Below are 11,539 nucleotides of genomic sequence, written 5' to 3'. Positions count from 1 at the left end.
CCAGCGCCGCGCCCCGGCGCGCGCCGTCTGGCTCCACCACGACGACGTTGCCGCAGCCCATCGCGCGCAGCAGCGTGACGCCCATCAGCCCCAGCCCGCCCGCGCCGATCACCACCACCGATTCCTCGGCCAGCACGTCCTGCGGGATCTTGCGGATGGCGCTATACGTGGTCAGGCCTGAACATGCATAGGGCGCGGCCTGTTCGGGCCGCAGGTCGCCGATATCGACCAGATAGCGCGCGTGCGGCACGACGATGTGATCGCTGTAGCCGCCGGGGCGGAAGATGCCCAGAAAGCGCGGAGAGGCGCACAGGTTCTCGCGGCCGCGTCGGCACACCTTGCAGTGGCCGCAGCCGATCCAGGGATAGACGAGGTAACGCTGCCCCAGCCGCACGTCCTCGGGCACGTCGGGCCCGATGGCAACGACTTCGCCCACGGTCTCATGGCCCAGCGTCAGCGGCAGCGTCACGCCGCGCTGCTGCATGCTCAGCCGCTTGCTGCCGCCCAGGTCGTACGAGCCTTCCCAAGTGTGGATATCGGTGTGGCAGACGCCCGCGGCCAGCACGCGCAGCAGCACCTCGCTGCCTTGCGGTGCGGGCGTCGCGCGTTCGGCGCGCGTCAGCGGTTCGCCAAACGCCGTGACCTGATAGCTGATCATTCCGCGCCTCCGGACTTGGCCAGCGCGCAGCCGCCTTTGTCGAGCGGACGGAAAGCCACGTTGCCGGGAATCACCGCAACCTGCTTGTACAGGTCCCACTCGCTCTTGGAGTCCGCCGGCTTCTTCACTTCAAACAGGTACATGTCGCGCACCACGCGGCCGTCCACGCGCAGCTTGCCGTCCTTCGTCATGAAGTCGTTGATCGGCATCTCGCGCATCTTCGCCATAACGGCGTCGGCGTCCTTGGTGCCCGCCGCCTTGACCGCGTTCAGGTAGTGCGTGACGGCGCCGTACGTGCCGGCCTGCGTCATGGTGGGTTTGCGGCCGACCTTGTCCTGGAAGCGCTGCGACCATGCGCGCGTGGCGTCGTTCTGGTCCCAGTAGAAGGCCTCGGTCAGGAGCAGCCCCTGGCCCAGCGGCAGACCGATGGATTTGACGTCGGACAGGAAGGCCAGCAGCGCCACCAGCCGCTGCGAACTGCCCGGCCGGCCGATGCCGAAGTCCGCGGCCTGCTTGATCGCGCTGATGACATCGTTGCCGCCCAGCGCCAGCCCGATGATGCCGGCCTTGGAGCTTTGCGCCTGCAACAGGTACGAGCTGAAGTCGGGCGTGTTCAGCGGCGAGCGCACCGCGCCCAGCACCTTGCCGCCGTTACGTTCGATCACCGCCGACGCATCGCCCTGCAGCGCGTAGCCAAACGAATAGTCCGCCGTCATGAAGAACCAGTTCTTGCCGCCCTGTTCCGTGACGGCCGCACCGGTGCCGTTGGCCAGGGCGTAAGTGTCGTAGGTCCAGTGCACCGTGTAGGGCGAACACGCCTTGCCCGTCAGTTCGGACGTGGACGCGCTGGTCACCATGACGACGCGTTTCTTCTCGCGCCCCAGTTCGCTGATCGCCAGCGCCAGCGCGGACGTCGGCAGGTCCGTAATCATGTCCACCCCGTCCTGATCGAACCAGCGGCGCGCCGCGGCGCTGGCCACGTCCACCTTGTTCTGTCCGTCCGTGAAGACCAGCTCGATCGGCTTGCCCAGCACCGAGCCGCCAAAGTCCTGCACCGCCATGCGCGCGGCCTCGACCAGCCCCTTGCCGCCGATGTCCGAGTACGCCGAACTCATGTCGGCCATGATGCCTATCTTCACGGGAGCCGCCGCGTTCTGGGCATGCGCGCCGCTTGCGGCCAGGATCGCGCCCGCCAGCGCGAGCGTCAGTTTGGGGATTGCCATGGACTTGTCTCCGTTATCGGTTTACGCCGTCTTTGCGGCGGTGTGCGTATTGCTCCGGGGAGCGTCCTTTTGTATCGTAGGCACGCGATTTCGCCTTCGTCCAAAGCGACGATTTTTCGCGCGCATCGCGGGTTTTCCCGCAACGATCCCCGCAAACCGCAGTCCCTGAACAGGCAGCCCATGCGTCATTCGTTCTCGATGGAACACGCGCTGGCCAGCGGCAAGCTCAATGCCCCGGCCGCGCATGGCGATCACGTCGCCCGGCTTGCGCTATGCGAAGCGATCTGCCGTCCGGAAGGACCCAAGGTGGTGGTGGCGCGCGGCCCCGCGGGCTATGGCAAGACCACATTGCTGGCGCAATGCCAGGCGCGTCTGCAAAGCGCGCCGATGCGCACCGCCTGGCTGACGCTGGACCGCGCCGACAACGATCTCTCGCGCTTTTTGCGTTGCCTGATGGCGGCACTGGGTGCGCTGTCCGGCGACGCCAGCGCGGCGTTCGCCGCCCACGATTCGGAGGACACGCTGGCGCTGGCGCTGGTCGAGGCCGTGGCCTCGCACGAGGCGCCGTTCGCCCTGGTGCTGGACGAGTTCGAAGCCATCACCGCCCCCGCCGTGCTGGACCTGGTGCAGGACCTGATCGGGCGCCTACCCGCGCACGGCCGGCTGTTGATCGGCTCGCGGCACACGCCCGGACTGGCGCTGGGCCGCTTGCGCGCGGCCAATCAGCTGCTGGAGATCGACGCCGCGCAACTGTGCTTTTCAGTGGACGAGGCCACGCAGTTCTTCGCGCGCCGCCAACCCATGCTGACGCCTGCCGAGGTCGAGCTGCTGCATCGCAAGACCGAGGGCTGGGCGGCCGCGCTGTGCCTGGCGTCCGCCTCGCTCGCACGGCAGCCGTCGGCCGCCGCCTTCATCGAACGGTTCTCCGGCAGCGACCAGTCCGTGGCCGACTATCTGGCGCAGGACGTGCTGGCCAGCCAGACGCCCGCGCTGCGGCGCTTCCTGCTGCGCACCAGCATTCTCAAGCAGCTCTGCGCGCCGCTGTGCCAGGCCCTCGTGCCCGACCTGGACTGCGCGGACCTCCTGCATCAGCTGGAAGACGGCCACGTGCTGCTCTCGCGCACCGCCACCGACGAACGTCATTACCGCTATCACAGCCTGTTCGCCAGCTACCTGCAATCGCAACTGCGTGCGCAGGCGCCGGGAGACATCGCGCACCTGCATCTGGCGGCGTCGCGCTGGTACGAGGCGCAGGGCCGGCCCGTGCCCGCCATCGACCACGCCATCGACGGCGGCGACTTCGGCCGCGCGCTGGCGCTGTTGCAGACCCATGCGGAGCCGCTGCTGGCCGAGGGCCGGATGCGCCTCTTGTCGCGCTGGCTGGGCCAGCTTCCCGCCGCCGTGCTTGCCACGCGGCCGCTCTTGCAGGCCATGCAGATATGGGCCACCTGTTTCACGCGCGGTCCCGGCGAGGCGTCCGCCTTGATGGCGGACCTGAAGCTGGCCGGCAGCGCCGATCCCGCGGTGCAGGCGCACGTCCGCGCGTTGCAGCCGCTGCTGTTGTCCATGATGGATCGCCAGGAAGAAGCCTACGCCGCTGGCATGCCCAGCGTCGCCTCGCTGGGCGACGCCCTGTCGTTCACCGACACCGCGCTGGCCAACGCCATGGCCAACGTCAGCGCCGTGCTGGGCCGCTACCACGAGGCGCGCGCGCTGCTGGACACCGCGCGGCGCGCGCAAAGCCGCAGCGCCAGCACGTTCAACCTGATGTATTCGGAAGCGGTGGAAGGCATCATCGACCTGCAGGAAGGGCGCATGCGCCAGGCGGGCGCGCGCTTTCGCATGGCGGTGCGCGCCACGCGCAAGGGCGCCTACGGACAAGCCAATGGCAACGCCTGGGCCGGCGTGCTGTATGCCGCGTGGGTGTATGAGACCGGCGACCTTGCGCAGGCTGCGCGGCTGCTGCAGGTGTATGTGCCGCTGGGGCGCGACGTCGGCCTGCCGGACCATCTGATCCTGGGCTACCTGATGCAGGCGCGGGTGGCGTTTTATGAAGGCGATCCCGAACAGACCTTCTACCTGCTGGGCGAACTGGAATACCTGGGCCACCAGCGCGGCCTGCCGCGCATCGCGGCCAGCGCCCGGGTCGAGCGCGCGCGCGTGCTGCTGATGCAGGGTCATCCGCAGGCCGCGCGCGACGAATTGCTGCGCGCGGACGACGCCGATCTGTGGCGCCGCGTGGAAGCACTGCGCCTGCCGGCCAACGACCTGTTGTATCCGCGGCTGGGGCGCTTGCGTTGCGCGGCGTATGACGGCGATCCCGCCGCCGCGCTGCGTGAACTGGACCAGGACATCGCAAAGGCGTTGGCCGCCCAGCGCGTGCGGCGCGCGTACAAGCTTCAGCTGTTTCGCGCGGTCGCGCTGTCTCGCATGCAGGACGATGGCGCGGCAGCGGCGCAGCTTGCGCCGCTATTGCACACGGCGCAATCCGAAGGCCTGTGCCGCGTGCTGGTGGATGAGGGCGCGGCGCTGGCCGGCCTGTTGCAGCGCCATGCCGCGTCAACGGCCGGCAATGCGTGGTTGGCGTCAGAAGGCGCGCGTGCGTGGTGGCAGCGCTACCTGGCGCAGGTCGGCCCATGTGCGACGGCCCCGATCACGCCGGTCGCCGAATCGCCGTGCGCGGAAGGCCTTACGCCCAAGGAGCTGCGCGTGCTGCGCCTGTTAGCCGAGGGTCATTCCAATAGCGCCATCGCGCGGCAGCTCTTCGTTTCCGAGAGCACCGTGCGCACGCATCTGCGCCATCTGAACGTCAAGCTCAGCGCAGACAGCCGGACGCAGGCGGTGGCGCGGGCCCGCAGCGCGGGCCTGCTGTGACCGAGCCGGTGGTGACTCGGTCCAACGCGGCTCGGCCTGGCGCGGCGCGGCCGACCGCGGCCCAACCGATCGCGGCCCGCGCGGGCCTGACTCATTCCGGCGTGTTGATCTGATCCGCCGAGATGATCTCGGCCACCAGCACCTGCCCCGGGCCGTCCAGGTAATACTCTTCCTTGGCCGGCTCGCGCAGCTTCATGAAGGCGTCCTCGCCGATCTGCATGGTGTGGCCGGCAGCCAGTTCGGCGCCGCTTTCCAGCATGTAGCTCATGATGTTGTTGAACATGGTCGAGTACATCTCGCCCTCGTCATGTCCCGTCGCCAGCGCCGCGAAATCCGGCAGGCCGAACGCATCGCCGCCATAGGTGCGCATCCACACGCCCTGCACGCCTTCCACTTCGTACTTCACGAAGCCGCAATACAGCATGTTCAGCGGCAGCGTGCGCAGGAGGTCCATGCTCTCGTCGCCCAGCGACTCGTCGGCAAACACGCCGGCCGGCAGCGACGTGTGCGCATGCTCGTTCAGCACCGCCAGCGCCTTGAAACCCGCCAACGCACCCGCCACCGCGGCCATCGCCACATACTGCTCCAACGGATCGGTCTCGTAGCCCGCGTAATACAGGATGATGTGGCTCACGTGCGCGCGGACCTCGTCCTTCACCGTCGCCGGATAGTGCGACGGCGCCACGCAGGTTTCCAGCGCGTCCTTGGGGTAGGGCGCATTGAAGCCCACCAGCCGCACGACGTGCTTGTCCCAGCCGACCATGCCCAGGAATTCCGGCATGTCGGGCGCGATTTCGGCGCGGGCCTGTTGCATTGTCGGGTGATACGCGCGCAGCGCATCGGTCAGCGCCGCCTCGGAAATCGCCAGCGGCGCGGCGAACAGGACCTGCAGGCTCAACGGCTGCGCGATGTCCGGATTCGCCAGCAGGGCGTTGGAATCCGCCGGATTGGCGGCGTCGGTAGAGGCTTCCTTGCGGCCGAAGAAACGGGGGAAGAGGCTCATGCGTGTCCCAGGTTCGAAATAAAAACGGGGACAGTATAAGGACCACCTCGGCGCATTCATCATGAAGGTCGCCATTGGATACATCTTCGAGGACCCGCTATTCCTCGAATCCGCGCGTCCCCACCGTCTCGACCACGAAATCAATGAAGGACTTGATGCGCGACGAGATCGCGGTATTCCGGTAGTACACCGCGTTGATCGGTTGCCGCACTTCCAGCAGCTGCTTCACAAACAGCGGCTGCAACGCGCCGCTTGCCCGATCGCCGCGCGTCATGAAGTCGGACAGGCACACGATGCCGCCATCGTTCAGCGCAAGCTGGCGCAGCGTCTCGCCGCTATGGGCGCGCACCTGCGGCTTGATATGCACCGGCTGCCCGTCCGCATCCAGCAGCGGCCATTCGTTCAGCGGTTCCAGTTGGGCAAAGCCCAGCAGCACGTGCGAGGCCAGATCCGCTGCGCGCCGCGGCGTCCCGTGCCGCGCCAGATAGCCCGGGCTGGCCAGCACGCGCACCCGGCTGGTGCCCAGCGCCACCGCGTGCAGCGACGAGTCCTTCAGACGCCCGATGCGAAACGCCAGATCGGTGCGCCGCGCCAAGAGGTCGATGTTGCCTTCGTTGCTGGTGAGTTCCAGCTCCACCTGCGGATAGCGCTTGCGATAAGCCGGCACCAGCGGCGCGATGACGTGCAGCATGAAAGGCGACGCCGCATCCACGCGCAAAAGGCCCGCGGGCTGGTTGCGGCGCAGGTTCATCAGCTCTTCGGCCTCCTCGACCGACGCGATGATCCGGCGCGCCTGCTCCAGGTAGGCCTTGCCTTCTTCGGTCAGCGCCAGCCGCCTTGTCGTGCGCCGCATCAGCGTGGTCTGCAGCTTTTCTTCCAACCGGCTCATGGTTCGGCTGGTGGCGGAGATGGTCTGGCCCAGCACGTCCGCGGCGGCAGTGATCGAGCCGCTGTCCACGATGGCGATGAAGACCTGCATTTCGTCGAGGGTGGTTTTCATATTTGACGTTTTATCAAAAGTATTTCGCCGATACCGGTATTTTTCCGCAAGGATACGGCAGGCACACTACGTCCATTCCCGAACACCGCACGTTCGGCCACGCACACCCCCAGGAGTTTTACATGAGCATCCCCGCCTTTGGCGTCGGCACCTTCCGTCTGCAAGGCCAGACCGTCATCGATTCGGTGCGCAACGCGCTGGACGTCGGCTACCGCGCCATCGACACCGCGCAGATCTACGAGAACGAAGCCGACGTCGGCCAGGCCATCGCCGAATCCAACGTGGCCCGCGAAGACCTGTTCATCACTACCAAGATCTGGGTGCCCAATTACGCGAAGGACAAGCTCGTCCCCAGTCTGAAGGACAGCCTGGCCAAGCTGCGCACCGACTATGTGGACCTGACGCTGATCCACTGGCCCGCGCCGGACAACGGCGTTTCCGTCGACGAATTCATGACCGCGCTGGCCGACGCCAAGGCGCAAGGCCTGACGCGCCAGATCGGCATTTCCAACTTCCCCATCGCCCAAACGCGCGCCGCCATCGCCGCCGTCGGCCGCGAAGCAATCGCCACCAACCAGATCGAGCTCAGCCCCTATCTGCAGAACCGCACGCTGACCGCGTTCCTGAAGGAACAGGGCATTCACGTCACCTCGTACATGACGCTGGCGTACGGCAAGATGCTCAAGGATCCGGTCATCGGTCAGATCGCGCAGTGCCACGAAGCCACGCCCGCGCAGGTCGCGCTGGCCTGGGCCCTGCAACTGGGCTATGCCGTGATCCCGTCGTCGACCAAGCGCGAGAACCTGGCCAGCAACCTGCTCGCCCAGGACCTGCGCCTGACGGACGACGACATGGCGCAGATCGCCGCGCTGGAACGCAACGGCCGCGAAGTCAGCCCGGAAGGGTTGGCCGCGGCGTGGGACTGATCCGGAAGCGACTGAACCGAATGGGACTGAACCGAATGGAACCCGACCATGCACACGACTGATCCGCTGTTTCAACCCCTGGCGCTGGGCGGCCTGACGCTGCCCAACTGCATCGTCATGCCGCCGATGACGCGCTCGCGCGCCACGCAGCCGGGCGACTGCGCCAATGCGCTGATGGCGCGTTATTACGCGCAGCGCGCGGGTGCCGGCCTCATCGTCAGCGAAGGCACGTACATCTCGCCGATGGGCAAGGGCTATGCCGGCACCCCCGGTCTGTGCACCCCCGCCCAGGTGGCCGGCTGGCGCGGCGTGACCGACGCCGTCCACGCCGCCGGCGGCCGCATCTACGCGCAGCTCTGGCACGTGGGCCGGCTAAGCCACACCAGCCTGCTCGGCGGGCAGGCGCCGGTATCGTCCTCTGCGATTCAGGCAGAGGGCGTCAATGTCTTCATTCAGAACGACGACGGCAGTCCGAACTTCGTGCAGGCCTCGGCGCCGCGCGCACTGACGGCGACGGAGATCCAGGGCATCGTCGAGGAATACCGCCAGGCCGCGCGCAACGCGATCGCGGCCGGGTTTGACGGTGTGGAGCTGCACGCGGCCAACGGCTATCTGGTCAACCAGTTCCTGGATTCAGAGGCCAACAACCGCACCGACGCGTACGGCGGCTCGCTGGAAAACCGCATCCGCTTCCTGGACGAGGTGGCGCGCGCGCTGGTCGAAACCCTGGGCGACCCGGCCCGCGTCGGCATCCGTCTGGCGCCGCTCACGACGCTGAACGGCTGCGTGGATGCGGACCCCGTCGCCACGTACACCGCGGCCGCCAAGCGGCTGGGCGAGATCGGCGTGGGCTACATCCACATCGCCGAAGCCGACTGGGACGACGCCCCCGACATGCCGCTGTCCTTCAAGCAGGCGCTGCGCCGCGTGTATCCCGGCGTGCTGATCTACGCCGGCAAGTACACGGCCGAGCGCGCACGCGATGCGCTGCAAGCAGGCTGGGCGGATCTGATCGCCTTCGGCCGGCCGTTCGTGGCGAACCCGGACCTGCCCGACCGCCTGCGCAACGACGAACCGCTGGCCGAGCACGACAGGAACACGCTGTTCGGCGGCGATGCGCGCGGGCTGACGGACTATCCGGTGTTCGGGGCGCGGTAAATCCACACGCCCCAAACGAAGCCGCCCGCGCGCCAGAATTGGCGCGCGGGCGGTAAGCCGTCATCCGGCCGGTTTACTGGGCGTCGTAGCGCGGCGAGCGCGGCCCGTACAGCATGCCACCAGGCGTGCCGGCGCTGAGCAGCTGCGCGTTCGTCATGCCGGCCACGCTGTAGCTGCGGTCCGTCAGGTTGTTGACCACCTGATCCACCACCGCCTGCACCAGCATGCCGATCAGGCCGCCGTTGCTGTTGTTGTTGGCATGCACCACCTGCTTGGAGCCGCTCCAGAGCTTGGCGCCGTTGCGCAGGTCGAGCAGTTCAGCGTCGATCGAGACCGTAACGGTGCTGGCCAGGACGGCGTAGCTGGCGCCGTACTGCTTGACCGTCATGTACAGCGCCGCATCGGCGCCGAAGATCTCGCGCAGCTTCACGGCGGGCAGCTCGTGGATGTCGTCGGGCGAAGTCAGGCCGTTCTGCTTGAACGTTTCTTCCATGACGCCAACCGGAATCACGTAGTAGCCGGATTCAGCGAGCGGACGCGTGGCCTGCGACAGCACGGCCGCGGTGGCCGCCACGTCCACCGACGTGTTCAGCGGCGGCAGCACCAGGATCGACGCCGGCTTGCTTTCGCGAAACGCGGTGTAGTCGACGTTGTTTTTGGGCGGCGCCACGCAGCCGGTCAGGAGCGCCACGATGGCCACGAGGCCGGCGCGCATGAGTTGGTTCATCATCACGATCCCTTCTTCAACGTGCCGGCCTCGGCGGGTGCGGCCGGCGCGGCGGCAGCGGGTTTGACTGCGGCAGGCGATCCTGCGGCAGGCGACCCTGCGGCAGGCGCCCCTGCGGCCACCGTGCCCGCGCCCTGCGCGGCAACCGTCTGCGGCTTACCCGCGTTGCGCAGCAGGAAGTCCATGAACGGCGCGGCTTCCGGGAAGGCCGCCTTCTCGCCCTGCATCTGCTCGACGCCCTTGTCGCCGTCGCCCATCTTCATGTAGAGCATGCCCAGATGCGCACGGAAACCGGGCGGCAGTTCGGCGTTGGACGCGCGCGCCGTCTCGATGTTCTGTTCCATGGCGAGCGTCTGGGTCGCGTAATCGCCGCCATCGTCCTTCAGGTAGGAATAGACCGAGCCCTGATAGGACTGCCAGCTATACATGGACTTGGGCTGCTGCACGCAGGCCGACAGCACGCCGGCAAGGGCGGCGATTGCCAGCGCGCGGCCCGCGCGCGCGGCGCCCGTGCGGGGTTGGTGGGTATGAATGGTCATCCCGGCCTCCGTCAGTTGCGGGCGGGCTGCCAGGCGCCCTGTTCGATGCCGTCGACCAGGCGGTCCACGGCTTCACGGATGGCCAGATCCAGCACCTTGCCGTTCAGCGTGGAGTCGTAGCCGGCGGTGCCGCCAAAGCCCACGACTTCGCGGTTGGACAGGCTGTATTCGCCGGCGCCGGATGCGGAATAGACCACTTCCGAGGTCGTGGCATCCACCACGTTCAGGTCGACCTTGGCGTAGGCCACCTGTTCCTTGCCCCGGCCCAGGATGCCGAACAGTTGCTGGTCGCCGGTGACCTTGCGGCCGAAGGCCGTCACGTCGCCCGTGACGACGTAGCGCGCGCCCTTGATCTGGGCGGCCTTCTTGTTGAACGCGGCCTCCTGGGCGATCTCGGACAGGTTGTCGCGGTCCATCACCTGGAAGCGGCCGCTGCGCTGCAGGTGGCTGACCAGGATCGTCTTGGCCTGGCCGCCCAGGCGGTCCACGCCGTCCGAGAACACGCCGCGCAGGTAATTGGTGCGGTTGTCGAACTTGCCGACGGAAATGGGGCTGCGCACGCCCGCGTACGGCTTGCTGGCCGCCGCGACGGCCGGCACGGCGACGGCTTGGGAACGCTCGGTAGCGCAACCTGCCACGACCGTCGACAGCAAGGCCAATGCCCCGATCTTTACAACCTTGTTCAACATCTTTTTCTCCAGTCCGCTCCTGGCGCCGTTTGCGGCGGGCGGCATCCGTCCATTGAATTGAACCCGGAGTATATGTACTGAATCACTTGGATACTATTTGAAATAAAGCCCAAATTCCGGTCCTTTTTGACGCTCAACAAGGAAACTGCGGATTACCGCCTAACCAATAAGTATGGTTTTCGGGCGCCAGACGACCAGCGCGGCGGCGCCGGGCCATACACTGCCTCATCGCAGCGCGCACCAGCCTTTGCACGGCCCTTCGGTCAGCGCGCCAACGACGGGAGCCCCTCCTGGTATGAACGATCCAACGCCCGATGATCCCTCCTGGCTGCGCCCGCGGTTTCTCCTGGCGGTAGTCCTGACAGGCCTGTTCGCCGGTCTGGGGGGCATGCTGCTCGGCATGCTGCTGCATGCCGTCCAGCACCTGGCGTACGGTTACGGCGGCGGCCACATCATCAGCCACGAATCCTTTCTTGAAGGCGTGCAGGCCGCCAGCGGCCCGCGCCGCGTGCTGGCGCTGGTGCTGTGCGGCCTGGCGGCCGGCGGCGGATGGTGGCTGATCTATCGTTATGGCCGCCCCCTGGTCAGCGTCAAGAAGGCGGTGTCAGACCCCACGCAAGCCATGCCCCCGACGACAACGATGGCGCACGCCATCCTGCAGATCATCACGGTGGGCCTGGGCTCGCCGCTGGGACGCGAGGTGGCGCCGCGCGAAGTCGGCGCGCTGGCGGGCGGCCGGCTG

General features: G+C 67.4%; 11 protein-coding genes. 4 read left to right on the top strand and 7 right to left on the bottom strand.

Going from position 1 to position 11,539, the window contains the following annotated elements; translation table 11 throughout:
- Together B3446_RS08045 and B3446_RS08040 are read right to left on the bottom strand one after the other, a co-directional pair.
- Positions 1-658 (bottom strand): alcohol dehydrogenase catalytic domain-containing protein (locus B3446_RS08045; RefSeq protein WP_291379563.1); only part of this gene is annotated, 658 nt, incomplete at its 3' end.
- Positions 655-1,881: an ABC transporter substrate-binding protein gene (locus B3446_RS08040; protein ID WP_175185624.1), complete on the bottom strand. Its 1,227-nt coding sequence runs from the start codon at positions 1,879-1,881 to the stop codon at positions 655-657. The genes B3446_RS08040 and B3446_RS08045, both read right to left, overlap by 4 nt.
- 180 nt (positions 1,882-2,061) lie before the next feature.
- Here B3446_RS08040 and B3446_RS08035 point away from each other — a divergent pair, with 180 nt between their 5' ends.
- Positions 2,062-4,755 carry a LuxR C-terminal-related transcriptional regulator gene (locus tag B3446_RS08035; RefSeq protein WP_291379559.1) on the top strand — a complete coding sequence of 898 codons (2,694 nt, stop codon included), beginning with the start codon at positions 2,062-2,064 and terminating at the stop codon, positions 4,753-4,755.
- Between the two features lie 91 nt (positions 4,756-4,846).
- Here B3446_RS08035 and B3446_RS08030 read toward each other — a convergent pair whose 3' ends face one another.
- On the bottom strand, positions 4,847-5,758 hold the full coding sequence (locus B3446_RS08030; RefSeq protein ID WP_291379557.1) for a DUF4261 domain-containing protein: 912 nt from the start codon (positions 5,756-5,758) through the stop codon (positions 4,847-4,849).
- A 97-nt stretch (positions 5,759-5,855) separates the two neighbouring features.
- Positions 5,856-6,758 (bottom strand): LysR substrate-binding domain-containing protein, encoded by a 903-nt coding sequence (locus B3446_RS08025; RefSeq protein WP_191576398.1) that lies wholly within the window; start codon positions 6,756-6,758, stop codon positions 5,856-5,858.
- Positions 6,759-6,880: 122 nt separating this feature from the next.
- On the opposite strand from B3446_RS08025, the gene dkgB reads away from it, so the two are divergent.
- Both dkgB and B3446_RS08015 read left to right on the top strand, forming a co-directional pair.
- Entirely contained in the window at positions 6,881-7,684 is an 804-nt protein-coding gene (dkgB, locus tag B3446_RS08020) for a 2,5-didehydrogluconate reductase DkgB (RefSeq protein WP_291379554.1), read from the top strand.
- A 48-nt stretch (positions 7,685-7,732) separates the two neighbouring features.
- Positions 7,733-8,842: an alkene reductase gene (locus tag B3446_RS08015; RefSeq protein WP_291379552.1), complete on the top strand. Its 1,110-nt coding sequence runs from the start codon at positions 7,733-7,735 to the stop codon at positions 8,840-8,842.
- Between the two features lie 73 nt (positions 8,843-8,915).
- Here B3446_RS08015 and B3446_RS08010 read toward each other — a convergent pair whose 3' ends face one another.
- From B3446_RS08010 to B3446_RS08000, 3 genes are read right to left on the bottom strand one after another with little or no spacing between them, the layout of a single operon-like run.
- A complete protein-coding gene (locus B3446_RS08010; protein WP_291379550.1) occupies positions 8,916-9,572 on the bottom strand; it encodes a DUF799 domain-containing protein in 657 nt (218 codons plus the stop codon).
- A complete protein-coding gene (locus B3446_RS08005; protein ID WP_191576394.1) occupies positions 9,572-10,108 on the bottom strand; it encodes a DUF4810 domain-containing protein in 537 nt (178 codons plus the stop codon). The genes B3446_RS08010 and B3446_RS08005 overlap by 1 nt, the downstream gene beginning before the upstream one ends.
- Positions 10,109-10,119: 11 nt before the next feature.
- On the bottom strand, positions 10,120-10,797 hold the full coding sequence (locus B3446_RS08000; protein WP_175123795.1) for a CsgG/HfaB family protein: 678 nt from the start codon (positions 10,795-10,797) through the stop codon (positions 10,120-10,122).
- 295 nt (positions 10,798-11,092) lie between these two features.
- Here B3446_RS08000 and B3446_RS07995 point away from each other — a divergent pair.
- On the top strand, positions 11,093-11,539 hold a 447-nt coding region (locus B3446_RS07995; RefSeq protein WP_291379546.1), incomplete at its 3' end, for a chloride channel protein.

It is taken from the genome of Achromobacter sp. UBA5777 (assembly GCF_002418565.1).
Classification (GTDB): domain Bacteria; phylum Pseudomonadota; class Gammaproteobacteria; order Burkholderiales; family Burkholderiaceae_B; genus Achromobacter; species Achromobacter animicus.
Note: the sequence above shows the minus strand (reverse complement) of the source record. Positions and strands in the feature narration are given on the sequence as shown.